The organism is Cellvibrio sp. pealriver (assembly GCF_001183545.1).
Lineage (GTDB): Bacteria > Pseudomonadota > Gammaproteobacteria > Pseudomonadales > Cellvibrionaceae > Cellvibrio.
Genome location: NZ_KQ236688.1, coordinates 1,707,274 through 1,733,789, shown reverse-complemented (window position 1 = coordinate 1,733,789; position 26,516 = coordinate 1,707,274). Strand labels below are relative to the sequence as shown.

Genomic DNA, 26,516 nt, shown 5'->3' with positions numbered 1-26,516 from the left:
CCTTAGTGGGAGACCAAACATGGCAAAAGTGTTGATCATTGGTGCAGGTGGTGTGAGTGGTGTTGTGGTGCATAAATGCGCTCAGTTACCTGATGTCTTTTCAGAAATTGTTCTGGCAAGTCGCACTGAATCAAAATGCAAAGCTATTGCCGCGCAATTAAATCGCCCCATTAAAACGGCGCAGGTAGATGCCGATAATGTACCTGAGCTGGTTGCATTGATTAATGCTGAAAAACCCGATCTGGTCATTAACGTTGCCTTGCCGTATCAGGATCTTACGATCATGGATGCCTGTTTGGAAACCGGAGTGGACTATCTGGATACGGCCAACTACGAACCGCTGGACACCGCGAAATTTGAATATTCATGGCAGTGGGCGTATCAGGATAAATTTAAAAACGCAGGATTAACCGCGCTCTTGGGTTCCGGTTTTGATCCCGGTGTCACCAATGTCTATACCGCCTATCTGAAAAAACATTATTTCGATGAAATTCATTATCTGGATATTATCGATTGTAATGCGGGTGATCATGGTTTGCCGTTTGCAACCAATTTCAATCCTGAAATTAATATCCGTGAAGTCACGGCGAATGGTCGCTATTGGGAAAATGGCCAATGGGTAGAAACACCGCCGCTGTCGGTAAATCAGGTGTTTGATTTCCCGGCAGACATTGGCCCCAAAAAAATCTACATGATGTACCACGAAGAGCTTGAATCTCTGGTAAAACATTTTCCGGAAATTAAACGCGCACGTTTTTGGATGACGTTCTCCGACAATTATTTAAAGCATTTGGAAGTGTTGGGTAATGTGGGTATGACCGGCATTGAACCCATTATGTTTGAAGGCCGTGAAATAGTGCCGCTGCAATTTTTGAAAGCATTGTTGCCAGATCCTGCGAGCCTTGGCCCTTTAACCAAAGGTAAAACCTGCATTGGATGTTTCGCACAAGGCATCAAAGATGGCAAACCCGTCGCTATGTTTGTTTATAACGTATGTGATCATCAGGAATGCTACCGCGAAGTAAAATCCCAAGCGATTTCTTACACCACCGGTGTGCCGGCCATGATCGGTGCCAAAATGATTCTGGAAGGTAAATGGAAAAAGCCTGGCGTATGGAATATGGAGCAATACGACCCCGATCCTTTTATGGAGGATTTGAATAAATACGGTTTGCCTTGGCAGGTTGTTGCAGTGGATCCCAGTGCAATCAATAAATAATTGTTACCGTCAATAAACATATGCGTAGGTTGGGGTAAGGGACGAACCCCAACAGGCCTATACCGAACTCAGCTGTCTATACCGAATTCCAACTGGCGTTACCCATGAATAAACGCGAATACTTTACTCATTTTAATCCTTCACGCGTACCATCGCCTTGCTTTGTGATCGACAAAGCGGCAGTGGAAGATAATTTAAAAATTCTGCATCGTGTGCAACGTGAGAGTGGAGCAAAAGTATTGGCTGCACTCAAAGCTTTTTCCTGTTGGAATCTTGCACCTTTATTTCGTGAATATCTTTCTGGAACCTGCGCCAGTGGTTTGCATGAGGCGCTGTTGGGTCGTGAAGAATTCGGCGGCGAGGTTCATTGTTATTCTGCAGCGTACAAAGAGAGTGATCTCAGGCAAATTTTGGAAGTGACTGACCATGTGGTATTTAACTCTGTATCGCAATGGATGCAATTTAAAACGATGGCGTTAGCAGCACAGCAGTGTCGGCCGGAGCTGCAATTTGGTTTGCGTATTAACCCTGAGCACTCGGAAGGTACAACGCCATTGTACGATCCCTGTGCGCCTTGTTCGCGTATGGGCGTTCCTATTGCAGCGTTGGATGCCGCTATAGAGGCCGATTCATCTTTCTTGCAAGGTATATCCGGTTTTCATTTTCATACCTTGTGTCAGCAAGATCTGCCACCGCTTGACCGCACATTGAGTGCAGTCGTTAAAAAATTTGGCAAATATTTCAGGCACATTCGCTGGATAAATTTTGGTGGTGGTCACCATATATCGCGTGAAGATTATCAGGTTGATGATTTGATCGATATGCTCAAAAATTTTCAGGCGAATTACGATCTGCAAGTGTACCTGGAGCCGGGCGAAGCGGTTGCGATCCGCAGTGGCGTGTTGGTGGCAGAAGTATTGGACATCACCTGGAACAGCATGGCGCAGGCGATATTGGATACCTCGGCAACCTGTCATATGCCCGATGTACTGGAGATGCCGTATCGTGCGGATATTTTAGGTGCCGGTTTGCCAGACGAATTTGCACACACCTATCGCCTGGGCGGTATGACTTGTTTGGCCGGTGATGTGATTGGCGATTATTCATTTGCGCAGCCTTTGCAAATTGGCCAGCGCTTAATGTTTGATGATATGGCGCACTACACCATGGTAAAAACTACCACGTTTAATGGCATTAATTTGCCTGCAATTGCGGTGTGGGATTCACGCACCAATGAACTGGATATTATCCGCGAATTTGGTTACGGCGATTTCAAACAGCGCCTTTCGTAATACTGCCTGGAATTCTTACATGCAAAAACCTTCTGCGTATATCGGCTTGGTTAATCCTAAAAGCCCCACTAATGTCGGCATGGTCATGCGCGCGGCAGGTTGTTTTGAAGTAGATGCCGTTTTTTATTCGGGCACCCGTTTTGAGCGTGCCCGGAAATTTGCGACAGATACCAAAAATGCGCAAAGTAAGATTCCTTTAACGCATGTTGATAATTTACCGGAAGCGCCTGTCAATCGTGTATCTATTGATAATGTACCTGCCAATGGCGTAAAACGGGTCGCAATTGAGTTGATTGAAGGCGCAACACCCCTGATGGATTTTGTGCACCCGGAGCAGGCGTATTATATTTTTGGCCCTGAAGATGGTTCATTGAAAAAAGAAATTCTGGATGCGTGCGATTACGTGGTGTACATCCCCACCATTGGTTGCATGAATTTGGCGGCGACGGTTCATGTGGTGCTGTATGACCGGATGAGTAAAGCGGGCAGGGACGTGATCAGCCAAAGGCCTATTTCTGAAAATCGGGATGTGAACAATAAAATACGGATTTGAGTACTCGTATTGAATTTTCGTTACTTTTGTTTCGATTTTTTAATTAAAAGTGTGCTTGGGTTTCATGCCGTGCTTTGCAGCAGGGTTTTACAACAAAGTTTTACAACAGGGTTTTATAAAAATAATTGCCGAGCATAATAAAACATATTGTCACTATGAGTAGACGCAACACTTTCGGATTCACTCTAAAGAGATAGTGTGATCCCATCCAGGCTCCAAGTATTTGCCCAACAATCATGGCAAAACCGGCCATCCACATAACCTGGTCCGCTAAAATAAAAACAATCAGTGATGCAATATTGGTGGCGAAATTAAGTGGTTTCGCCATGGCTGTTGCTTTGATCAATTCCAAGCCGCGTAAGCTAACCCCTGCCAGTGCCAGAAAAGAGCCAGTACCAGGGCCAAACATACCATCGTAAACCCCAATGGCAGGAATGACCGTTTTTTGATAAAGCGCGTTAGATATTCTGGGTTGCCCGGAATCCAGCTTTAAATAGGGTGCAGCAATAAAATACACGGCGATAATGATCAGCACGAGTGGAATTACAAATCCCAATACATGAGTATCGATAAATTGCACGATCAGTGTTCCAATCGCCGAACCGATAAATGCAGCAATCATCATGGGGCGCATTTCCGCCCAGTGAATTTTTTTACGTTTAAATAATAAAAAACTCGATGTGCCAGAACCAAAGCTACTTTGGAATTTATTAGTGCCCAGCGCGGCCAATGGCGGGACTCCAGATACAACCAGTGCAGGGATGGTAATCAAACCGCCGCCGCCTGCAAGCGTGTCCATAAAGCCGGCAACTGCGGCTGCAAAGAATAAAAACAACAGTATTTCCCATGCGAATTCCATTATATTTTTTTAATCCTGTTTTGATTCCTGTCTGATTTTTTGTTGTAGCTCTTGCCAGATTTTTTCACTGTCAGGGGTTTGTTCATCCACCTTAATATTCTTGGTTACTGTTTGGGTTATTTGTAGATGGCGAATAAAGCGGCGGCAATTAGCGCACATCATCAGGTGCATGCGAATTCGCCACTTTAATGGAGTGCTAACATCATGATCCAGATATTGGCTTGCGAGCGTGGCGACTTGTTTGCAACTTAACATGAGCCAGTCTCCTGATAACGATCAATCACTTGCATAAGGGTCAGGCGTGCGCGATGCACCAACACACGAACATTCGCTGCACTTACATCCAGCAGACTACAAATTTCATCAAAAGAGTGTTGTTCTATATCGCGCAAAATAAACGCCGCTTTTTGTGTAGGAGGTAAAAGCAGTAATGTTTTTGCGATGCAGGCCTGCAGCTGTTTTTCTTCCAATAAAGCCTCGGGCGATTCGTTATTCCAGTGGCTAACCGGGTTTTGCCAGTGCCCGTCACGTTTAAAATTAGCACTATCCAAATAACTGCCGGGTGTTTCACCATCCAATTGTTCTAGCGACACCATGCGCGATTCTTTACGCAAACGTGCTTTGGCTTTATTGCTGACAATTGTCAAGAGCCAGGTTTTAAGTGACGCACGCCGTTCAAAGCCAGCAATATTTTTATAAACAGATACCCATGACTCCTGCACCACTTCATCGGCAAAGACATCGCCCACAATTGCGCGGGCAATACTCAGCATGAGCGTTTGGTATTGCCCGATCACATAACGAAACGCTTTATCGTCGCCCGCAATAAGTTGCGTGACTAGCAGGGATTCATCCATAGAATTGTGCGTAACACTCAAGTGGAGATGAAATAACTGCTTGCAAGCTTAGCATTGTTGATGGCATGAGTTGATGGTTTATGCATGAGTTGATTGTACATTCATAAAGGACGCATTCATGAAGGGCGCACTTATGAAAGGTGCATTCATGAAGCGTGAATTAGTGCTTGGCGGTAGAGAATCTCCTCACTAACCAATAATCCATGCTGTGATACTTGCCAGCGCCCAGCCCGACTAATGCGAGCAGCATAATCAAGTAGGTTGCCGCAAATTCAATTCCATTGTTGAGGATGACGAATTTTCCACTGGCCGTTAGCCATTCGTAATTGCCATGCTCTTGCAAAATGTTGCGTGCACGCTCCAGCTTTTCCGATGCATCCAATACCTGTTGGGTGGCAAAAGGTGCATTTGCATCGGCAATTGCTTGCCAGCCATTTTCCCAGTGCACGCTGATAATCGCGACCAACATGGTAATGATCAGTGGAATGGATATCAGGCGGGTGAATAACCCCAGCGCCAGTAGTACGGCACCAACGAGTTCTGTTGCTGTTGCTAGAAATGCCATCAGCCACGGCAAAGGTAAGCCTAAACCCCATTCGCTATTGCCAAACCATTCGACGGTGCTCTCGAACGAATTGAATTTACTCATGCCCGCCATCCAAAAAATGGGAGCCAAGTAGAGACGTAAGAGCAGGGAGGCGAGGTTGCTTGCCGGAGCACTCAACGGGTAGATGAATTTATAAATACATTTATCGACAAAACTAGTAGCAAACATGGCGGCACCTTACAGGGTATTTGCTGTGTAGATGCCGCAACCCAAAGATTGTTACAACCTGGGTTTAAAAAACCGGATTTAAAAACCGCCGCGCGTTAATTTTTCCGGATTCAATAGCGCTTCCAATTCCTCACGGGTTAAATCGGTTTCTTCTTGTGCGACATCAATAATTGCCCGGCCTTCTTTGTAAGCTTTTTTGGCGATGACCGCTGCTTTTTCGTAACCAATGATGGGATTGAGCGCAGTGACTAAAATCGGATTTTGCGCGAGGCTTCTTTGCACATTCAGCATGTTGACGCTAAAGGTGGCGATGGTTTTATCGGCAAGTTCGTTGCTGGCGTTGCTCAGCAATTCAATCGACTGCAAAAGGTTATAGGCGATTAATGGCAACATCACATTCAATTGAAAGTTGCCGGATTGCCCTGCAATGCCAATGCTGACATCGTTCCCCATCACTTGCGCGCAGGCCATGCACACTGCCTCTGGAATTACCGGATTCACTTTTCCCGGCATAATCGATGAGCCAGGTTGTAGTGGTTGTAAGCTGATTTCCGCTAAGCCTGCAAGTGGGCCGGAATTCATCCAGCGTAAATCGTTGGCGATTTTCATTAAGCTGGTGGCGAGTGTTTTCAGTTGGCCGGAGATAGCGACCGCCGTGTCTTGCGAACTCATGTGCGCAAAAAAATTATCGGCGGTAGTAAATGCCAATCCGGTTGCTTCACCTAAATGGTTTGCAAAGGTTTCTGCAAACTCCGGATGTGCATTAATCCCAGTACCTACTGCCGTACCACCTTGTGCCAAACGCAATAATTGCGGCAACAGCATTTGCAAACGTACATAGTTGCTTTCGATCTGGCTGGCCCAGCCGTTAATTTCTTGTCCAAAGGTGAGCGGCATAGCATCCATTAAATGGGTGCGGCCGGTTTTTACAACATCGGCCAAAGCCTCGGCTTTGCCGAGCATACTGGTGTGAAGTTCTTCCAGCGCGGGAAAGAGTTGTTGCTTGAGTGCCAGGGCTGCGCTGACGTGAATGGCACTGGGGATGGTGTCATTGGAGCTCTGGCTCATGTTGACCAGATCATTGGCATGTACTGGTTGCCCCGCAAGGTCGCTGGCGATATGGGCGATCACCTCATTCACGTTCATATTGGTGCTGGTGCCTGAGCCAGTCTGGAATACATCGATGGGGAACTGATTGGTGTAGTGGCCAGCCAAAATAGAGTCACATGCACTGACGATCGCCCATGCCAGATCGCTGTCGAGTAAGCCCAATTGTTGATTTGTGATGGCAGCGGCTTTTTTAATCTGCACAACCGCTTGGATAAAGCGCGGGGGCAGTGTAAGGCTGCTAATAGCGAAGTTGTTGAGTGCGCGCTGGGTTTGGGCACCATAGAGGGCGTTTTTGGGTACTTGAACCTCGCCCATACTGTCGTGTTCGATGCGAAACTCGTTCATAGGGATCTCCTTTGGCTACTGACAGGCATTGTCAGTGTTGGGGATTAGGCTGCAAACCTCTACTTGGTTTTCTAGTCTAACCAGTATTTCGCTACAATCACGCTTTTCAGCACACTATTGAGCCTCTATGTCCAAACAATTTGTAGTCGACAGTGAATTTGCGCCTGCGGGCGATCAACCTACTGCTATTGCGGGGCTTGTGCAGGGTATAGAAGCTGGCCTTGCGCATCAGACTTTGTTGGGGGTTACTGGTTCGGGTAAGACATTCACTATTGCCAATGTGATCGCACAAGTGCAGCGCCCCACACTGATCATGGCGCACAACAAAACGCTTGCCGCTCAGCTCTACGGGGAATTCAAAGAGTTTTTCCCGAACAATGCCGTGGAATATTTTGTTTCCTACTATGACTACTACCAGCCGGAAGCCTATGTGCCTTCATCGGATACATTTATTGAAAAAGATTCCGCGGTAAACGAGCACATCGAGCAAATGCGCTTATCCGCCACCAAAGCATTATTGGAGCGTAAAGACGCGATTATTATTGCTTCTGTATCAGCGATTTACGGTTTGGGCGATCCCGATGCCTACATGAAAATGTTGCTGCATATTGTGCGCGGCGAAAAAATTGACCAGCGCCAAATTTTGCGCCGCCTTGCCGAGTTGCAATACACGCGCAACGATATGGATTTTGCGCGTGCGACTTACCGCGTGCGTGGAGAAGTGATAGATGTGTATCCGGCCGATTCTGATATTGAAGCGGTGCGTATTGAATTGTTTGACGATGAAGTTGAACAAATTTCGATTTTTGATCCGCTTACCGGCGAAGTGCTTTATAAGGTTCCTCGATTTACCATTTATCCAAAATCCCACTATGTAACGCCGCGCGAGCAAATTCTGGAGGCGATTGAAAATATCAAAGAAGAATTGCGCGAGCGTTTGGAATATTTGCGCGAAAACAACAAACTGGTTGAAGCGCAGCGTTTGGAACAGCGCACGCGTTTTGATTTGGAAATGATGCAGGAATTGGGTTATTGCAACGGCATTGAAAACTATTCGCGCTATTTGTCGGGGCGGAACCCAGGCGAGGCACCGCCGACATTATTTGATTATTTGCCTCCTGAAGCGCTACTGGTTATCGACGAAAGTCACGTAACCATTCCACAAATCGGTGCGATGTACAAAGGCGACCGTTCGCGTAAAGAAACGCTGGTTGAATACGGCTTCCGTTTGCCTTCCGCGTTGGATAACCGCCCGATGCGTTTTGATGAATGGGAGCGCATCGCCCCGCAAATGATTATGGTCTCGGCCACGCCCGGGAAATACGAGGAAGAAAATCAGGGGCAAGTGGTTGAACAGGTTGTACGTCCAACGGGCTTGATCGATCCTGAAATTGAAATTCGCCCGGCGACAACACAAGTGGATGATGTGCTTTCGGAAATTCGTTTGCGCGTAGAGCAGGGCGATCGCGTGTTGATTACCGTACTCACCAAACGCATGGCAGAAGATTTAACCGAATATCTGGGCGAACACGGTGTGCGTGTGCGTTATTTGCACTCGGATATTGATACTGTTGAACGCGTTGAAATTATTCGCGATTTACGTTTAGGGCAGTTCGATGTGTTGGTCGGCATTAACTTGCTGCGTGAAGGTTTGGATATGCCGGAAGTGTCACTCGTCGCCATTTTGGATGCGGACAAAGAGGGCTTTTTGCGTTCAGACCGTTCACTCATCCAAACCATCGGCCGCGCTGCACGTAACGTGCGCGGTAAAGCGATTCTCTACGCCGATAATATTACCGGTTCCATGAGGCGCGCTATTGATGAAACCGACCGTCGCCGCCAGAAACAAATTGATCATAACACCCAGCACGGTATTGTTCCCAAAGGCATCAACAAAAACATTACCGACATAATGGAAAGCTCGGTTGTCCCCGGTGCCGGTGGCCGCAGCGCTCGCAACAAAGCCATGGCGATTGCTGAGCGCAGTGGTAAATATAAAGTTGAGGTCAACCCGAAAGATATTTGGAAAACCATCGAGCTTATGGAAAAACAAATGTTCCAGGCCGCAAAAGATCTGGAATTTGAAGTGGCTGCCAAGCTGCGCGATGAGATTGAAAAGTTGAAGAAGCAGGCGATTTAACAATAGAAAAATCACCTAGTTGCTTCAGCATAAACAAGAAACAAGAAACAAGAAACAAGAAACAAGAAACAAGAAACAAGAAACAAGAAAAGAGAGATTTTGAATTGAATTTAAAAGCACTATTCACGGCTTACCTGAGTGCATATGCACGCAAAGATTTAGATGCGGTTTCTGCGATGTTTTCTGACAACATTTCACTTCGTGATTGGAAAATATCGGTACAAGGTAAGAAGTTGGCGGTTGCTGAGACAAAATTCAATTTCCAGTCGGCGGAGACGATTGAAATTGTTATCAACAACATCTACGAGTCCTCAAATGCGATCGCGGGCGAGCTGGTCATTACCGTTGACCGCACAGAGATTTTGTATGTTGTTGATGTGGTTACATTTGATGGTGATGGAAAAATAGAATCTATCCGGGCTTATTTAGGGCGCGGAGATTAATACCAAACACTATCCGTAACCCGGGTATTTTTTTGATAAGTTCAAACAGGCACCAGCATCCCAGTGCAACCAACACAATCACTGCCATTGGTTCAAAAAAGCCACCTAATTTGAGAGGGGTTAGCCAGTAAGCAAATACGATGATCAAAGTCTGGTGCAGAATATAAAAACAAAATATGCCTGAATTCAGATAGCGAATGATTGGGCGGCTGTGGGTGAACCAGTATTGCCCCCAAGCGGTGACACACAATATCCAAAGCCAGCTGTTGGCGCTCCACAATAGACCGTTCACTTCCTGTGCGATGAATCCTTCGCCTAACATTCCACTGACTAACTTGCCACCATGAAAAGCAAAGAGCGTGTAGCTGTAGCTTAATAATCCAATGATCAATAAATGCCAGCGGATTGTTTTTATACTTTGCCAAAGGGCGGGAATTTGCACTAAAGCAAAACCCAAGACAAAACTCAAAAATGAACGGCCATGGTTAAACCAATCCTCTACCAAATTGTGGGTAACCGGGTTATTGGCATACAGCAGTGCGCCGTTGAGATAAAAACCAGCGATAGGGAGCAACACAATCGTTGTTAAGGTTATCCGTGCAGAAAACCAGCGCCATACCGGTTGCATAGCTTTGCTACTTAGTAGTGGATAGAGCATTGCCATTATCAAGGTATAAACAATCAGATAGGGTAAATACCACAGGTGATTCCACGTGAGGTGCATGCTACCCAAGGTTTTGTGCTGCTCAAATTCGGCACTTTGTTGATCCAGATAGGCGTACCAGAATTGCCAATAATTCAGTTCTTCCATGATGTGTTGGGACTTGGCTTCTATATAAACTTGCGGAACGACCACCACCAGCATGCCAAAGCATAATGGCAATAATAAGTAGCCCAGGCGTTTACTGACTGATCTACCAAAAAGCTTGCTGTTATCAGGTGATAAATGGCGTGATAAAAATATCGCCAGTGCAGCTCCGCTTATAAAAAATAACAATGACATTCGCCATTGGTTTGACCAGAGCATCACATTCGCTAAGGCTTCACTTTGATATTGGCTTTTATAATGCCAACCCCAATCGGCTACGTAGAGCATGCCCGTGTGATACAAAATCAGTAAGCCGAATACGGCCACGCGCAAGCCATCCAATTCATGCAAGCGATTAGTTACAGTAGGTGTTAATCGGGTTGTCGGTGATTTTTCAGGCATCAAGTTTTACTTCCTGCAATACACGTTGAACCGCTATGCTAATTGGCAGTAACGCGATGTGATCGCACAAGTGATTGATCTACATGAATTTGTGACAAGCGGCAGCAGGCTGTGACGGCAATGTTTAATCATTCAAACAATCGGTCAATCAGTTAATCAATCAGTAAAGATAAGTGCCGGAAAAGAGAGAGTAATGACTAACGAATTATCTGCACGCTACCAACAACACTTTTTAGCGCACCCTGTGTTATGGGGTTGGATGTTATTAATCGGTTGGTTTGGTAGTAATGCGTTGGTATTAGCCACAACGAAATTAATGGAAATGACACGAGGAGGGCATCAAATTCCTTTTTGGGAACCTCTTTCCTGGGAGCTTTCCAGCGCGGTGATGATTTTGTTGTTAGTGCCTGTAGGGATTTACATTCACGACCGTTGGTTAGCCAGTCTGTCATTGAAGGGGTGTATAGGGGCTCATTTAATACTGACGTTGCCGTTCTCACTATCGCATGTTGCCGGCATGGTGGGCATTCGCCACGTCTGTTATTGGTTGATGGGTGAACAATACTATTTCGGCAACATTGCGTCTGAGTTGTTATACGAGTATCGAAAAGATGCGCAAACCTATTTGACCTTATTGTTACTGATTTTTGGTTTCCGCTTGATCTATCGCCGTTTACAAGGTGAAGCAAGTTATTTGATGGCAGAATCAGACACAGAACAAACAGAGCCAGAGAAAAGTCCGGAGATGCTGTTAATTAAAAAACTGGGGCGTGAATTTTTGATCAAAACAGCGGACATTGAATGGGTTGAGGCATCTGGCAATTATGCCAACCTGCATGTGCGGGGCAGTGTTTATCCTATGCGGATTACCATGGATAAATTGGAAAAATTATTGCCTGCTGATTTTGTTCGAATCCATCGTTCGAGTATTGTCAACTTGCATCAAATCCAAGAGGTACAACCTTTGGATTCGGGGGATCATGAAATTACCCTGAAGGCAGGAAACACGTTGATATTGTCGCGGCGTTATCGTGATAGCTTTAAAAACGTGCTGAGTTTATAAAAAGTGCAATGGGCGCTAATGATAGGAAGGCAACATTCGCTGTGAAAATCACCAACATGATAAAACTGTTATTGCCAATACTTTTCCCGTCCTGGCGATTCTTCAGTGGTGTGGGCATGTCGCCACGTTTTGATCTGGGGTTTACGGTAGACGAGGCAAACCTGCCAGCGGAGTGGATTCCTTTTCGTCCTTTGCCTGAACAGCTATCGCTTTGGGGCGCGCTGCAACACTTGGCACATAACCCGCGTTGGAATGAGCTTTTGTTTATGAATTCTTGTGCAGAGCGATTATTTGAAGGTGGCGATGTTTTTTATCGCGAGGAAATTGCGCAGCATCTGCTCATGGCAATTGAGTCAGGTGAGATTGCGGTAAAACATCCGGCGTATTTTATGTGTTTCAGAATTCGCGCTATTTATTCGGACGATGCGCCAGCTCATTGTATAGGGCAGATAAAAGAAGAGGTTGTGTTGTATTCCGGTTTTTATGCTTTGCCCAATAAGGATCAACGATAGTGACATTGGATCTGGCTGTCCGGCTAACGGAAATAATACTGGGCTTTGCATTTTTGCAGCAGAGTCTGGAATTTTTGCGTGCACGCGGTATTGAACAAAAGCTGGCTTTTTTGCGCGTGGTGCTTGCGGTGCTGTTAATTGCGGGTGTTTTTCCGCTATTGATCGCAGGCGCTTTACTCTTGACCAGTGTGTTATTGATCTGGCGTTTCCGGGGGCCATACAACGGCGGTAGTGATGCCATGAGTGTGCTGGTGTTGCTGTGCGTGTGGCTTTCACACCTTGCACCATCTACTTTGTGGCAGGAAATTGCAGTGGGCTATGCCGTACTGCAATTAATCCTGTCGTATTTTCAGGCGGGTTGGGTCAAGTTGGTAAATCCTGAGTGGCGATCTGGCAAAGCCTTGCGCGAAGTATTTGGGTGGTCTGCGTATCCGGTTGCGCATTCGCTCAGACACTTGTCCGAGCGAAAAGCATTATTATTTTTTGCATCCTGGTGTGTGATTGTTGCAGAGCTGTTATTTCCACTTGCGTTCCTTAACCAGAGCACACTGATTGCAGCATTGATCTGCGCTGGTTGTTTTCACCTGGCCAACGCAGTGCTGTTTGGTTTGAACCGTTTTGTATTGGCTTGGATCTCGGCATACCCTCTGGCGTTGTGGTTTCAGGAACGGCTGGTAACTCTGTTATAACACTACTCGCTTGCCAGTTTTGGCGGCTTTAAAAATCGATTCAAGTATCACAATATCTTTCATGCCTTCTTCACCGGGAACCAGCACCGGCGATTTGTTGAGAATAGCGAGAGCATCATTATCCATTTGTCGCGCCTGTTGATTGTGGGGTGAAGGCGGTAGGATTATTCCATCACTGGTGCGGCCTTGTACTCCGCTATAAGATTGGAAAGGCTTTAATTCGTACCAGCCTTTTTCGCAATCCGCACGCAAGTGATTCATTGAACGCGCATAACTTGTTGCGCATTTTGCTTGTGCGCCGCTGGCAAATTCCAATTCAAATTCGGTGGTTTCATCCACATCTTTGTACACGGGAGTGGTTGAATTCATTCGCGCGGTCACGGCGACAGGTTCCTCACCGGCGGTGTAGCGTGCAGCATTTAATGGATAAACGCCCATGTCGTACATAGCGCCGCCACCCAGTTTTGGATCGGCGCGCCAGGAATAACTCGCTCCGGTGCCGTTGTATCCCGCTTCTGCAATAATCGTTTGGATATTACCGTAGGGTTTTTGTTTGGCGAATTGCATAATGCGCTGTGTATTTTGTTCGTGCTGCATGCGATAGCCAATGGTCAGCTGCACTTTGTTTTTCTTGCAGACATCAATCATGGCTTGGCATTCTTTTGCATCCATCGCCATGGGTTTTTCACACCACACGTGTTTACCGGCATTGGCAGCAATTTCGGTGAATTTTTTGTGTGTGCCGGTGGGGGTCACAACATACACAACATCAATGTCCGGGTTATTCGCTAATTCATGCATGTTGTTGTAATTATAAATATTGTAATCAAGCAGCCCATATTGCTTTTGCCAAAGCGGAATCTTTTCAGGGGAGCCGGTAACAATCCCGGCAAGATAACAATGTTGCGTAAGTTGTAATGCAGGTGCGAGTAAATCGCGGCTGTAATAACCCAAACCTAGCAATGCGACTCCAATTCGCTTTTTAGGGGAACTGCTGGCAAATAGCGATGGAGCACTGGTTGCAAGCCCGACAGCTGCAAAGGCTTTCAAGAGGTCGCGACGATTAATGTCCCTCTGATTAAATGTTGCCATGATCTTTCTCCGGGAATGTTATTGTTTTAGTTGTAATCGTCTAATGCGTGCTGTGCAAACCGCTAAACAAAACATTACCAAACATTAAAAAATCTAAAAATATCAACGTGCTAGTCGGCATCACCTCGATGCAGCAGGTTTATCTTCTAGCAACTACCTATCACTGATAAACTGCGCTGTTCATGGATCTCGTGGTCCTGTATTTGATACTCCATCGTATTTGATTCCCCATAGCGGCGCTTTTTATGCATTCTTCCCCTGATACATCCCCTGATATGACTCCACAATCGAGCCCTGTGTACTATGAGGATTCCCGTCTGGTGCCATTGTGGCGCAATTGGCTGGATGTGGCGGGTAGTATGCCGCTGGATAAATGGCTCAAAAATACGTTGCGGCCCGCCGCGAAATCAGGCGCTCGCGCGCAACCGGACTATAGCCCGGCAGATCGCGCATCATTAAGCCTTGCACTATTTTCTGCGTTGCGTTTCCAGCAATTGGCAGCGGCGTTGGAGTTTGCTTATCACAAACAAGATGCCAGCATAAATTGGGATGAGTGGGATCTGGCCTGGCATCAGCGGGATCTTCAGATCATTACGCCGGTTGCATTTTGGTATTGGGTGCAGTTGCGTGTTGGTGGCGATCAAGCAAAAAAAAATCAGGCACAGCTGCGTGATGCAGAAGAGCGCCGTGCGTTTTTCAATCGTATTGCCTTGCAAATAAATCCGGATAGCGCATTTTATTTTCTGTGGTATGGATTGCGTCCACAGTGGAAAGCATTGCTGCATGAGCGTCAACAAGTGTCCGGATGGGATGATAAAACCTTGCAGGAATTTATCCAGCAACAAGTAACCACGCCACCATTGTGGTTGCGGGTACAAAAAAAGGGCGATGTAAAAACGATTTGCGCCCGGTTACAGAATCAAGGTGTGAATGTCATTCTGGATGAGCAGCAACATTTGCAGGCACAGGGTGGTGCAGGTATTCAGGGCACAGCGGAATACAAAGAAGGCTTGGTGGAGGTGCAGGATCTTGCCAGCCAATATATTGCGCAAAGTGTGGCTGTGGCACCGGGGCAGAAAGTGTGGGATGCCTGTGCCGGTGCAGGTGGCAAAACCCTGGCGATAGGTGCACGGATGAATAACAAGGGCGCATTGGTTGCAACCGATTTGCATGCCTACAAGCTGGAGGAACTGAAGCGCAGGGTCAAGCGCGCGGATATTTTTAATGTGCGTGTATTTACGTGGGATGGCGCAGAGCCTTTGCGGTTACCCAAAGAAGTTGCGCAACAAAAAGGCTTTGATTGGGTATTGTTGGATGCGCCCTGTAGCTCCGCGGGAACCTGGCGGCGCAACCCGGATGCACGTTGGCGCTTTGATGAAGATGACACAAAAGAATTGATTCAACTGCAGCGGCAATTATTAACTAACATCGTGCCAGCCGTGCGGGAAAATGGCCATTTGGTTTATGCAACCTGCAGTTGGCAGGTGAGTGAAAATGAGCGGCAGGTTGAATGGTTGTTACAACAGTTTCCGCAGTTTTCACTTCAATCCCAGCGCTTGGTTGGCGTACCTGAATTAGATTCAGATACGATGTTTGTGGCGGTGCTGCAGCGGAATAATCAATAAAACGGTAAACGATTATTTGACGGTGATGGAATTACTGTAATTCCATCACCACGCGAAAGCCCAGATGAGCATCAAAAATTTCAGTGCGATGGTAATCGCGCACATGATTGGCAAGCCTATCGGCATTGTCTTTTGCCGAGCCACCGCGCACCACGTGAGCATCACAATTTTTTACCACCATTGCTTGTCCATTTTTAGGGTGCAAGGTGTAGTTATCTGCAAAGCAATCTTCTACCCATTCCGCAACATTACCAGCGGTATCAAACACTCCAAATGCATTAGCAGGATAACTGCCTACAGGTGCGGTTTTAGCGCCAAATAATCCCGAGAATTTACTGTTACAACCGCGGCGACAATTTGCGCGGCCTGCTGCATCTTTTACATCATCGCCCCACCAGAATAATGAGCGCGTGTCGGCACGGGCGACATATTCCCATTCGGATTCGGTAGGGAGCCGGTATTTTTTCCCCGTCGTTTCGCTGAGCCATTTGGCGTAGGCGCGCGCATCATCAAAGTTCACATTAATCACCGGGCGATTGCCGCGCCCCCAGCGATTGTCATTAGGTATTGGGCGATTCGTGGTTTGCGCAAATATTTCGTAATCATCAAAGGTGATTTCATATTTGCTGATCGCAAAAGGTTTGCTGATGGTGACCTTGTGTACCGGCATAGTGAGCGGATCATCTTTGTATCCCATAAAAAAACTGCCGGTAGGAATGCTGATCATTTCCGGCCCTTTGCTTTTGATGGAGGCTACAACCGGGCTGCTGATCTCATCACCGGGAGCAATGCTTTCATTGAGCGTAAATTCAGGCGTGAGAGGTTGGTCAGTCATTTCAACCCAGGTGCGTTGTGTGTCATAACCGGGGTGGCTGACTTCAATATGGTAACGGCCAGCGGGCAGCAGTATGCCTGGCTGATAACGCTCGGGAATATTCAATATGCGTACACGTGCTTGTCGTGGCGTTGTACTGACTGTAAGTGAATAGCTGGGTGCTGCACTGCTGGTGGTTGATTCGTGTTGCACTGCATCAAGACTGTGTAAGCCGGGTGCGGCGAGTGAACTGTCGGTATTGGTAACTTCTGTCCCTGTGTTTGTTTGATTGATATTTGTCAGATTGATGTTTGTGGCATCACGTTGAGTATCGTTAGAATTTACCGTGCCGGTTGATGATGGATTGTTGCTGGATATTGCTATAACGGTATGTTGTGTATCACTGGCCTGCTGGGGCAGGTCAATAAAAATACCTGCAGTTGCCAACGCCAAATTTCCAACGAATGAAGGATTTTTATGAGCTGAACTCTGTGCATACCAAAAACTAAAACCACACCAGAGTGAAACAAACAGTAGTGCACCAACACCCAAACGAGTGAATGCAGTTTGCTTGGGCGTGACCGTTTTATGAATTTTAGTTTCAATTTCGGCGCGTACAGTGAGCGCGGGTGTGTGTTGTTCATTGAAAAAAATTTCAGTAATTTTTGTGGCCGGGCGTTGGTAAAAACCACGACTGGGGCTCCAGCGAAGCGAGCGAATTTTATTCCAGCGCCAGCGCACTGCATTATAGGTCGCAGAGGCCAATGCTTTAGCTAAGGTGATCACCGTCAAATCGGCCGGATGCGTGGCCGTTGTGCTGAGCACACGGTGATTGGTTTCCAACTCTTCGATTGCAGTAATCAAGTCACGTCCGCGCTGGAAACGTTGCTCCGGATCTTTGGCTAATAGTTTGTCCAATACTTTTTGATAAGCCAGATATTGCAAAGGCAGTTTGGGAATAGGTGCGCTGATGTGCTTGAGTGCGATAGTGACCGCTTCATCACCTTGGTAGGGCAGGGTACCGGTGAGCATTTCGTAGAAGACAACCCCAAGGCTGTACAAATCCGAACGGCCATCGACGTTGTTGCCTTTGGTTTGCTCAGGGCTCATGTAGTGAGGAGTACCTACTACCGTGCCTACATGCGTCATGCGTGAATTAGTGGATGCGCCACGTGCAACACCAAAATCAGATAATACGGCTGAGTTATCGGAGCGGAATAAAATATTTTCCGGTTTTATATCGCGATGGATGTAACCTTTTTCGTGCGCGTGATCAAGTGCGCTGGCAATTTCGCGCATGATTCGCAAAACTTCTTCACCACTTAAACCTGTACTCATTTTGTCGTGTACAGAGCCATTGGGAAGATAATCCATAGCGATATAATTTAAATCTTCATGCTTACCTATATCGTAAATTGCCACAATATTCGGGTGGGATAATTGGCCGACTATCGTTGCCTCGCGTTGGAAGCGTTCACTGAATGCAGGGTCATTATTGAGTTGCGGATTCATGACTTTTAATGCAACAACGCGCCCCACGCTAATTTGTATCGCGAGGTAAACGGTGGACATACCACCTTGATTAATTTTTCGTATCACCCGATAACCGGGAATCTGTATTGCCATATCAAGTTCGTTTCTATTTTAAATTCCGGTTTGCAATACCGGTCTCTTTATCTGTTTTACGTTATCTGCTTCAAGTAATTGCAAGCAGTCGTTAAAAATAAGTGATGTAAACCAACAGACCCAGTAGCGATGCCAACGCACCGCCAAAAATCCAGGAGTCTGTTTTAATATTGCCCGTCAAATAGGGCACCCATTGCAACAACCCTTTACGCAGCGGATTGTCGTGTAATGGGGATTCAATAATTTGCAACGTGATATTGTCGCGCCCACCGCTGGTGAGTGCGGCGTGCAGCAGTTGGTCTACTGCGGCAAGACAATCATTCGACTCACTCAGAATTTGTGCGATAGTTTGGTCGCTGACTTCATCAGTCAGTCCATCGCTGCATAACAAGATCCATTGGTTTTTTTGCCAGTTGTGTTCGACATGATCCACTTTGACTTTGTCCAATTCCTGCATGCCCAAACATTGGGTAATAATATTTTTCTCTGGATGAGTGTCTGCATCTTCGGGGCGGATCACACCGGTTTCTACCAGCATCTGTACATAAGAATGGTCAGTGCTTAATTGCTCCAGGCGGCCGCCTTCGCGCGAAGGCGTCCACAAATAGGCGCGGCTATCACCGACCCATGCGACCTGGTATTTTTCTGAATTGCTTTTGAGGGCAACCACAGTGGAGCCCATACCCAGTGCGCCTATCCCGACCGAAGCGGAATGAAGAATACTGGTATGAGCGTTCTGGATGGAGTCGATTAAGGAAATATCGGGATCGCTTTGGATTTCCCGTGCGATGGTGTCGCGCACTATAGCGCTGGCGACTTCGCCGGCTTCATGCCCGCCCATACCGTCAGCGACCAGCCAGAGCCCCTGTTCCGGGCGGCTGAGAAAACAGTCCTCGTTATTGTCGCGCATGAGCCCCGGATGAGAGGCAGCGCTATATTCCAATTGGCTGATGGTCATAGATTTGTGCAGGCAACCGCTGTATATGCAAATTGTTATCTGCCAATACTAGATGAGTTTATCGGGGAAAACTATGTGGCTTTTGGAAAACCCTGAAGCAGAACATGGGCTGGCTGGAAAATTCCTATGCCGGGGAACGCGGTGCCCGACATAGGTTTTTGTTGTGTTAGCAAACCTTGATGGCCAGCCCCATTTTCTCAGCCAGCTCTTTATGGCCAGAGTGGGTTACCAGCGCGATACTGGCTTTGTCTGGAACCAGATACGTTTTGGCCACACGTTTGAGGTCATCGAGCGTCACAGCGACAACACGGTTGCGGAACAGCTCGCGTTTTTCGCGGGTGCGGCCAAACAATTCTGCCTGGTAAGTCGATTTCGCTTCGCCAGCGGGTGAGCCGGGTTTATCGATGCTGCCAATCACGCCGAGAATCGCTTCTTCCAATGCTTGTGGCTGGTGTGTGGTTTCTTCAAGCCATTTGAGTGATGCATCGAAATCGTCAAGTGTTTCTACCAAACGTGGATCGCGATAAGAATAAAAACGGAATGACGCGCTGTTGCTGTCCTGACTTGCGCCACCGCCGTAGGCTCCGCCTTGCTCGCGGATAGCGCGATGTAAAAAACCATTACGTAAAAATCCGCCGAGCACAGTGAGTGGTGCGGCATCCGGATGCTCGCTAGGCACAGTAGCATAGGCTTTTGCACAAAAGTTGACTTGGGTATTAGTGATCCAGGCTTCGCGCACACTGTGGCTCACAGGTGCTAATTGGAATGGCGCAAAAGATGCCGCTGCAGATTCTTCTGGCCAGTAATCTTGCAAATCCTTGCGATACGAATCCAGATGTTCTTCTTCGCCAACAATTAAAAATTGTTTGGGTGCTTGCAATACCAGCTGATGGATTTCGTGAAGTTGTGCTGCAAAAGCGGCGAGATTTTTTTCATCATCCAGCGCGTTATCCAATGCTTTAACGGCACTGATTCCCTCAAGGCCGCCCAATTGCTGGGCGATTTTTGCAGCAGGGCTCATGCCCGCGCAGGCAGCAGTCATTGCAAGGCTGTGCCCTTGGCCGGTAATGCTTTGTTCGCGACGTGCGCGGTTTTGTGAAATTAATTCGCGAATGCGGGCAAGCTCATCAAAACGCACGTTCAATAATGTATTGCGCATCAATTCATTCATGGCGGCATTGTTACGGCTCAGTGCTTTTGCAGAGAGCGTGAGGTAGGCATCAATATTTTGCACATCATCGCCCGCACCGCGAATGCTACTGAATGCATGGATGGAGCCAACCACTTCTGCTTGCCAGCGCTGATTGGCAAGATAATCTTTATCGCCCGCACCTAATTCTGTTAGACAAATACTGTAATAAGGAAGGACTTTAATTTGTTCGTCAGTGAGTGCAGGTAATTTAACGGTAATTTGTTGATAGACCAATCCATTGGTGCCCGCGCTGTAACAACGCAATGGAAATTGGTTGCTGCTTTCATGGGTACCCGGTGTGTAGTGCAGTTGTGCCGGAATATCTTCCAAACCGACTTTAGGCAAAATACTTTCATCGTCATGTTGTAATTGCCGTGCTTGCAGGGCATGGGAGCGCGCGATAATGGCTTTTTTATCGTCTTCACTTAGGCTGGCTTTTAGTGTTGCCAGACGCGCTGCTTCTGCCGCTTTTATTCGCGCATTCATGTGCAGGTCGGGGCGCATCGTCAAGCGTACGCGGTGCGGGTTTTCCAGAAGCCATTTGCGCACGGCTTGTTGGATAAATTGTGGGTCTTGTGTTTTGCGACGCAAGTTTTCCAGTGCCGCATCAATATCCAGCAGTGCGATGGCATCACCGCGATGGGTTGCCGATGTGAGCCCCGTTAAAATCAACTGCAAGCCGTAAGGATAGCCATCGCCACCCACTTCGCGCTGCGACAATTCCAGTTGGTGCAGTGATGCTTCGATTTGCTCTTGCGGTATTCCTTCAGCGGCAACTTTTTCCATAACGCCGAGGATCATTGCTTCCACTTTATTGGCATCGTCCAGTTTGCAACCTTCCAAGCCGCACACAAACGCCATTTCACGCGATGAATCATCCAGTCCGCATAAAGGCGAAGGCGCTTGGCCAAGCTCGCTGGTTTCCAGTGCTTGTTGCAGTGGCGATGCACTGTTATCCAACAAAATATTGGAAATTAACTGTGCCTCCAAGGATTCATCCAGATTGGTGGTTTTGCCCAGCAGCCACGCGACTACAACATGATTTTTATGCTCGATATCATCGGCATCATTCTCATCGAGCGGATATGCTTCTTCGACGGCAATGGGTGCGTGATAGCGTTTTTCATCGCCCACACTGATCACTTCATCCAATTTTTCAAATTGGTTTAATGCCTGCGTTTCAAATTTTTCCTGATGTACTGCAGCGGGAATATCGCCATAGGTCATGAAGATCGCATTGCTGGGGTGGTAGTGGGTACGATAAAAATCCTGCAATTGTTGATAGGTTAAATTGGGAATATCTTCTGGCTCACCACCGGAGTTGTAATGATAGGTAGATGTTGGGTAAAGATATTTACAGAGCGTATGCCACACTTGTGATGAAACAGAACTCATCGCGCCTTTCATCTCATTAAACACAACGCCTTTGAATACCAAATCGGAATTAGGGTTATCGGTTTCTGCAAATTCAACCCTGTGTCCCTCTTGCGCAAAATCCAATTCATCAAGACGTGAAAAAAAGACAGCATCCAGATACACATCTAACAAATTATTAAAATCTTTTTGGTTCTGGCTGGCGAACGGGTAAGCCGTCCAATCGGAACTGGTGAATGCATTCATAAAGGTGTTGAGCGAGCGGCGCACCATCATAAAAAATGGATCGCGTACCGGGTACTTTTTACTGCCACACAAGGCTGTGTGTTCGAGTATGTGAGCAACACCTGTTGAATCATGGGGAACGGTGCGCAGCGCGACCAAAAACACATTTTCATTATTGTCAGCTGCCAGATGAATATGTTGGGCGCCTGTGGTTTTGTGGCGATATTCTTCAACGCGGATTTTTAATGCATCAATCGTTTGGCTGCGAATTAATTCAAATGTGTGATAACTCATAAGTAATATTGGCTCTTGTGAATATTCAATTATCGATAGGAATGAATGTACGTTGCTGCGCGACAAATCGTTGCATCGCTTGCAGTAGCGGCGCATAGTCAATTTGCTGCTGTTCCAGTTGCTGTAGAGCGTAACAACTTGCCTCCAGCGTGGAAAGCTGATTTTCGCTGTGTGCTTTACGGATGCTGTAGAGGGATGCGGGTGTGGTGCCTAGCGTAAGGCGGGGCAGCGACTGCAAGCTGCGGTTGAGATAAAGCATTTTGCGGCTTTTTCGCCATGTGCCATCCAGAATGACCAAACGTAATTGCTCTGGGGAATATTGTGTATACGGTGTTACTGGTTGCGGCATACATAAGCCACGTGCTTCGCTATCCGGTGTATCAGGGTAGAGCAATATGGGGTATTTATTTCCGGCAAAGAGCCAGTCGTGCAGATCCTCTGCTGTGAACATCTCACCTATATGATATTGGCTCTTTTTTAAACTTAATAGTAATAATCCAGCGGTATTTTTTGCATTTTTGGTTTCATCGGGGTGCTGTAATACCAACACCTCCACCCGATTGTCGATAGGGCTTGCCAATCGACAAATACAATTGCGTTGGGGTCTTGTGCAGCCAGGGCACACCAGTCTTTTAGGCGTTGTGCCAGCACTTTGAATAGCGTTGGTCAATGTGGCAGCTCTCCCAATGTATGACCAAGAATGGCGACCCGTGTTTGCTCGCTACAGCTGGCAATCAGATCCCGTTTGGCTGATGCACTCAATGATTTGATGGCATATTCGCGCCGACTGGCACTGGCACGGTCATGACCGGTTTCGAGATAGCACAACTGCACTGGTTTGCGCCCCCGGAAGTAGCGTGCCCCCGCTTTACCGGATTCGTGCTCACGCCAGCGCCGCGCCATATCGGTGGTGATTCCGGTGTACACTTGCGCATCGCTGGTGCGGATCATGTATACAAACCAGTTGGTTGATGAATTCATGTGCATCACAGTAGGAAAATTGTTGGAAATTATATGGCAAAAGAACCGGCAGGTCAGGATCGCAACTTTGATGATTTGGCCAAACGTTTTAAAAAAAATATTTATGGTGGGTTAAAAGGCGATATCCGTCTTGCGGTGTTGGAGCGTGATTGCAAAGCGCATTTGCCGATAAAACCATTTAATGCTGCGCAAGATCGTTGGACAATTCTGGATGCAGGCGGCGGGCAAGGGCAGTTTTCCCTGCAATTAGCGGAGGCGGGTCATAATGTCGTGATCTGCGATATTTCTGCTGAAATGCTTAAGTTAGCACAAGAGCAAGTCGAATCCTTGGGGTTGGCTGATCGTGTGCAACTGATTCACTGTGCGATACAAGATTTAGCGCAACATTTTCCTGCAGGTTTACCGGCATTTGATCTGGTTATTTGTCACGCGGTGATGGAATGGATGCAAGAGCCCCGTAGTTTGCTGCCATATTTGTTGCGATACTTAAAACCACAGGGATACTTATCGCTAACGTTTTATAATCGCCATTCATTAATTTACAAAAATTTACTGCGCACCAACTTTAAAAAAATCATCAATAAAGATTATGGTGGTTCGCGCGGTAGTCTTACGCCTATCAACCCACTAGAGCCCGAGCAGGTTCTTGATTGGATTGCTGATGAACAATTAAACGTGTTGGCGCACAGCGGAATACGAGTATTCCATGATTACATTTTCAATGAGGAGCATCGGGAGCGCGAACCTGACACACTAGTGCAATTGGAGCTTCATTTTTCCCAGCAAGAGCCTTATCGATCTCTCGGCCGCTATATTCATTTGTTACTGAAAGCAGCGAATTAACCAGCTTTGATTTTTTCCAGTAACAGATCGCGGGCTTGATTAATTTTTGCGGCGAGATAATCGTTGCCGCCACGATCAGGGTGTAATTTTTGGATGAGTCGGCGATGGGCATCCTGAATCATGGCTTCGGTAATATCGCCTTTCTCTATGTCGCCCGATAATCCCAGCACATCCAGTGCTTCATGGATAGGCATAGCGGCGGTGGCTGATGCTGGAGGTTGTTCTGTGTTTGCTCCCTGAGAGTGTTGTTGGTTTTTTTTGTGTTTCAGCCAAAAGGGTAACAATTGACTGGCTATGCCATAAAGGGTGCGGATGAACGGAATCAACGCACCCAGTGCGGCGCCAACCCAGTGCATTTTTCCGGTGACAACCATAACCAGTAATATGCCAAGAAATACGCCCGCCGCCACACGCCAGAGCGTTTTGCGCTGTTGTGTCGGATCCATTTTTTTATAGCGCGCGCTGAGTATGATAATCAGGGTTACGATGACTGCGAATAACAGAATTTTAAACATGGAGCCTCCACTGGATAGATGCGCATTATAAGCAGCTCTTTTTATTTGCTGATAGTGCTTTTGCTGACATTGCCTTTGTCGTTTATGGGCTGTGTTTTTGGTGTCTTGGGGGAATTGTGACTATGCTGTATAGGGTGTTTTCACACTAGCGAGCGCCACTTTTCATAGGTATTGATACACAGGTATTAATGGATGTTGCATGTTGGAAAAAAACAGTCGGCTTACGGTGAATTGATCCGGTGGCAGCGCTTTATATTGTGTGTGATGGGTTTATGTTTAATTGCATGCGGTGGTGGAGGTGGCGGCTCATCAAATCCTGTTCCAGTTAACAGCAAAACGTCATCATCGCCGCAATCTTCAATGGCTGGTTCTTCGTTATCCAGCTCATCGTTATCTGCATTTGTGACAATCAATGGCCGAATTACTTACGACCGTGTACCGCATAATACCAATCGCATTGGTTTAAATTATCCTGCGGTTGAAATAAAGCCTGGCAGGGGATTGTTAGTGGAACTGTTGGATGAAAATAATCAAACATTACTTTCTTCTACTACCAATAGCGACGGTTTCTATTCATTTAATGTTGAGCGCGATAAGCCGGTAAAAGTGCGTGCGAAGGCTCAGTTACGAAATAGCCAATCTCCCGCATGGGATTTTAAAGTTACCGATAACACCAATAATAATGCGTTATACGCAATGGACGGTAATTTAGTTGCTGCAACAGATAACACTGCTGTACGGAATCTGCATGCGCCTTCCGGTTGGACAGGTGCAGCCTATACCCAACCGCGCGTTGCAGCACCTTTTGCCATCGCGGATTCAGTTTATATTGCAATTGAACGCGTTATGGCAGCGGGTAACACCCACAATTTTCCATCGCTGGAGCTACGTTGGAGCCCTAACAATAAAACCGCCGAAGGCGATGTATTATTGGGGGAAATTGGCACCAGTTATTTTAATGGTGATGCGATTTATATCCTGGGGGATGAAAATAACGATACAGATGAATATGACAGCCATGTGATTTTGCATGAGTGGGGGCATTACTTTGAGGCGGCATTTTCACGGACTGATAGTATAGGTGGTGATCATGCTTACGGTGACAAAATGGATATGCGCGTGGCTATGTCAGAAGGCTTTTCAAATGCGTTTTCCGCCATGATGTTGGATGATCCGGATTATCGCGACGCAAGTGGAACGCTGCAATCCAGTGGTTTTTCGAGCGATGTCAGCCGTAAAGTTCACAGTGTGCGCGGTTGGTATTCAGAGGCTTCGGTACAATCCATTCTTTATAATTTTTATACATCCGGTGTTGGAAAAACAATGCGTGATTTTTCCGATATTTTTAACATTATGACGTCTTCTGGATACTCGCAGAGTTCTGCGCTTACATCAATTTATGTATTTGCAGATGAATTACGCAATCTGTTGCCAAGTCAAACTACGACCCTCAATAATTTATTGAGTGAACAAAATATCGCGCTTACCGATACTTTTGGGGTGGGTGAGAGTAATTCCGGCGGCTACGCAGGAAGTTTGCCGGTTTATAAAATCATACAGCCAGACAATACGCCTATTAATGTATGCAGTACCAATCGATTTGGTGCTTATAATAAATTAGCAACCGCACAATTTTTTGTCGTGAATATTGCTTCAGCGGGAACCTATGAGTTCAGTGCCCAGGAAGCTGACGAATCCGGTGACTCAGACCCTGATTTATATCTTTATTCCAACGGCTTTTTGAGGGCAATTGCGGAAGGGGCTGAAATTGATCAGGAACGCCTTTCCCGGTTTTTATCTGCCGGTACCTATGTGCTTGAATTAGTGGATGCGCGTGTGATGACAGATGAAAATCTGCATGATATTACCGCGTGTTTTAATGTGCAGATGCAGTTATCAAATTAAAGGAG

The 26,516-nt window shown here is 46.8% G+C and carries 24 protein-coding genes; 11 read left to right on the top strand and 13 right to left on the bottom strand.

Annotated features, from left to right (window positions below):
* Positions 1–19: 19 nt before the first annotated feature.
* From VC28_RS07425 to VC28_RS07415, 3 genes are all read left to right on the top strand, one after another.
* Positions 20–1,219, top strand: coding sequence for a saccharopine dehydrogenase family protein (locus VC28_RS07425; protein ID WP_049630083.1), 1,200 nt, complete (start codon positions 20–22; stop codon positions 1,217–1,219).
* Between the two features lie 104 nt (positions 1,220–1,323).
* Positions 1,324–2,511 carry a carboxynorspermidine decarboxylase gene (gene nspC / locus VC28_RS07420; RefSeq protein ID WP_049630082.1) on the top strand — a complete coding sequence of 396 codons (1,188 nt, stop codon included), beginning with the start codon at positions 1,324–1,326 and terminating at the stop codon, positions 2,509–2,511.
* Between the two features lie 19 nt (positions 2,512–2,530).
* On the top strand, positions 2,531–3,064 hold the full coding sequence (locus VC28_RS07415; protein WP_049630081.1) for an RNA methyltransferase: 534 nt from the start codon (positions 2,531–2,533) through the stop codon (positions 3,062–3,064).
* A 100-nt stretch (positions 3,065–3,164) separates the two neighbouring features.
* Here VC28_RS07415 and VC28_RS07410 read toward each other — a convergent pair whose 3' ends face one another.
* The 5 genes from VC28_RS07410 to VC28_RS07390 all read right to left on the bottom strand — a co-directional run bounded on the left by VC28_RS07410 (position 3,165) and on the right by VC28_RS07390 (position 7,010).
* Positions 3,165–3,923: a TSUP family transporter gene (locus tag VC28_RS07410; protein WP_049630080.1), complete on the bottom strand. Its 759-nt coding sequence runs from the start codon at positions 3,921–3,923 to the stop codon at positions 3,165–3,167.
* 9 nt (positions 3,924–3,932) lie between these two features.
* Positions 3,933–4,178: a zf-HC2 domain-containing protein gene (locus VC28_RS07405; RefSeq protein ID WP_049630079.1), complete on the bottom strand. Its 246-nt coding sequence runs from the start codon at positions 4,176–4,178 to the stop codon at positions 3,933–3,935.
* Entirely contained in the window at positions 4,172–4,780 is a 609-nt protein-coding gene (locus VC28_RS07400; protein ID WP_049630078.1) for an RNA polymerase sigma factor, read from the bottom strand. Before VC28_RS07400 ends, VC28_RS07405 begins: the two co-directional genes overlap by 7 nt.
* Before the next feature lie 160 nt (positions 4,781–4,940).
* Positions 4,941–5,555: an HvfX family Cu-binding RiPP maturation protein gene (locus VC28_RS07395; protein WP_082191443.1), complete on the bottom strand. Its 615-nt coding sequence runs from the start codon at positions 5,553–5,555 to the stop codon at positions 4,941–4,943.
* A gap of 78 nt (positions 5,556–5,633) precedes the next feature.
* A complete protein-coding gene (locus tag VC28_RS07390; protein ID WP_049630077.1) occupies positions 5,634–7,010 on the bottom strand; it encodes a class II fumarate hydratase in 1,377 nt (458 codons plus the stop codon).
* Between the two features lie 127 nt (positions 7,011–7,137).
* Between VC28_RS07390 and uvrB the strand changes: the two genes are divergently transcribed.
* Both uvrB and VC28_RS07380 read left to right on the top strand, forming a co-directional pair.
* The gene (gene uvrB, locus VC28_RS07385; protein ID WP_049630076.1) at positions 7,138–9,150 is read left to right on the top strand and encodes an excinuclease ABC subunit UvrB; all 2,013 of its coding nucleotides are present in this window, start codon (positions 7,138–7,140) and stop codon (positions 9,148–9,150) included.
* Between the two features lie 104 nt (positions 9,151–9,254).
* A complete protein-coding gene (locus VC28_RS07380; RefSeq protein ID WP_049630075.1) occupies positions 9,255–9,593 on the top strand; it encodes a nuclear transport factor 2 family protein in 339 nt (112 codons plus the stop codon).
* On the opposite strand, the gene VC28_RS07375 is transcribed toward VC28_RS07380, so the two are convergent.
* Positions 9,562–10,803 carry an acyltransferase family protein gene (locus tag VC28_RS07375; protein WP_049630074.1) on the bottom strand — a complete coding sequence of 414 codons (1,242 nt, stop codon included), beginning with the start codon at positions 10,801–10,803 and terminating at the stop codon, positions 9,562–9,564. The two genes, VC28_RS07380 and VC28_RS07375, sit on opposite strands and share 32 nt — an antisense overlap.
* Positions 10,804–10,996: 193 nt before the next feature.
* Here VC28_RS07375 and VC28_RS07370 point away from each other — a divergent pair, with 193 nt between their 5' ends.
* From VC28_RS07370 to VC28_RS07360, 3 genes are all read left to right on the top strand, one after another.
* On the top strand, positions 10,997–11,866 hold the full coding sequence (locus VC28_RS07370) for a LytR/AlgR family response regulator transcription factor (RefSeq protein ID WP_049630073.1): 870 nt from the start codon (positions 10,997–10,999) through the stop codon (positions 11,864–11,866).
* Between the two features lie 116 nt (positions 11,867–11,982).
* Positions 11,983–12,378 carry a hypothetical protein gene (locus VC28_RS07365; protein ID WP_049630072.1) on the top strand — a complete coding sequence of 132 codons (396 nt, stop codon included), beginning with the start codon at positions 11,983–11,985 and terminating at the stop codon, positions 12,376–12,378.
* Complete coding sequence (locus VC28_RS07360) at positions 12,378–13,067, top strand: HTTM domain-containing protein (RefSeq protein WP_049630071.1); 690 nt, start codon at positions 12,378–12,380, stop codon at positions 13,065–13,067. The genes VC28_RS07365 and VC28_RS07360 overlap by 1 nt, the downstream gene beginning before the upstream one ends.
* On the opposite strand, the gene VC28_RS07355 is transcribed toward VC28_RS07360, so the two are convergent.
* Positions 13,062–14,159 carry a Gfo/Idh/MocA family oxidoreductase gene (locus VC28_RS07355; RefSeq protein ID WP_082191442.1) on the bottom strand — a complete coding sequence of 366 codons (1,098 nt, stop codon included), beginning with the start codon at positions 14,157–14,159 and terminating at the stop codon, positions 13,062–13,064. The two genes, VC28_RS07360 and VC28_RS07355, sit on opposite strands and share 6 nt — an antisense overlap.
* A 245-nt stretch (positions 14,160–14,404) precedes the next feature.
* On the opposite strand from VC28_RS07355, the gene VC28_RS07350 reads away from it, so the two are divergent.
* Complete coding sequence (locus VC28_RS07350) at positions 14,405–15,784, top strand: RsmB/NOP family class I SAM-dependent RNA methyltransferase (protein WP_231591673.1); 1,380 nt, start codon at positions 14,405–14,407, stop codon at positions 15,782–15,784.
* Between the two features lie 31 nt (positions 15,785–15,815).
* Here VC28_RS07350 and VC28_RS07345 read toward each other — a convergent pair whose 3' ends face one another.
* The 5 genes from VC28_RS07345 to VC28_RS07325 form a co-directional block, all read right to left on the bottom strand.
* Positions 15,816–18,224 carry a bifunctional serine/threonine-protein kinase/formylglycine-generating enzyme family protein gene (locus tag VC28_RS07345; RefSeq protein ID WP_049630070.1) on the bottom strand — a complete coding sequence of 803 codons (2,409 nt, stop codon included), beginning with the start codon at positions 18,222–18,224 and terminating at the stop codon, positions 15,816–15,818.
* Positions 18,225–18,315: 91 nt separating this feature from the next.
* Complete coding sequence (locus VC28_RS07340; protein ID WP_049630069.1) at positions 18,316–19,182, bottom strand: PP2C family protein-serine/threonine phosphatase; 867 nt, start codon at positions 19,180–19,182, stop codon at positions 18,316–18,318.
* 166 nt (positions 19,183–19,348) lie between these two features.
* Positions 19,349–22,267 carry an insulinase family protein gene (locus VC28_RS07335; protein WP_049630068.1) on the bottom strand — a complete coding sequence of 973 codons (2,919 nt, stop codon included), beginning with the start codon at positions 22,265–22,267 and terminating at the stop codon, positions 19,349–19,351.
* A gap of 25 nt (positions 22,268–22,292) precedes the next feature.
* Complete coding sequence (locus VC28_RS07330; protein WP_255356038.1) at positions 22,293–22,892, bottom strand: tRNA-uridine aminocarboxypropyltransferase; 600 nt, start codon at positions 22,890–22,892, stop codon at positions 22,293–22,295.
* A 41-nt stretch (positions 22,893–22,933) separates the two neighbouring features.
* The gene (locus VC28_RS07325; RefSeq protein ID WP_197085492.1) at positions 22,934–23,248 is read right to left on the bottom strand and encodes a GIY-YIG nuclease family protein; all 315 of its coding nucleotides are present in this window, start codon (positions 23,246–23,248) and stop codon (positions 22,934–22,936) included.
* 33 nt (positions 23,249–23,281) lie between these two features.
* Between VC28_RS07325 and VC28_RS07320 the strand changes: the two genes are divergently transcribed.
* Complete coding sequence (locus VC28_RS07320) at positions 23,282–24,091, top strand: methyltransferase domain-containing protein (RefSeq protein WP_049630067.1); 810 nt, start codon at positions 23,282–23,284, stop codon at positions 24,089–24,091.
* On the opposite strand, the gene VC28_RS07315 is transcribed toward VC28_RS07320, so the two are convergent.
* Positions 24,088–24,606 (bottom strand): J domain-containing protein, encoded by a 519-nt coding sequence (locus VC28_RS07315; protein ID WP_049630066.1) that lies wholly within the window; start codon positions 24,604–24,606, stop codon positions 24,088–24,090. The two genes, VC28_RS07320 and VC28_RS07315, sit on opposite strands and share 4 nt — an antisense overlap.
* A 192-nt stretch (positions 24,607–24,798) precedes the next feature.
* On the opposite strand from VC28_RS07315, the gene VC28_RS07310 reads away from it, so the two are divergent.
* The gene (locus VC28_RS07310) at positions 24,799–26,511 is read left to right on the top strand and encodes a hypothetical protein (protein WP_049630065.1); all 1,713 of its coding nucleotides are present in this window, start codon (positions 24,799–24,801) and stop codon (positions 26,509–26,511) included.
* The last annotated feature ends 5 nt before the right edge of the window (positions 26,512–26,516 follow it).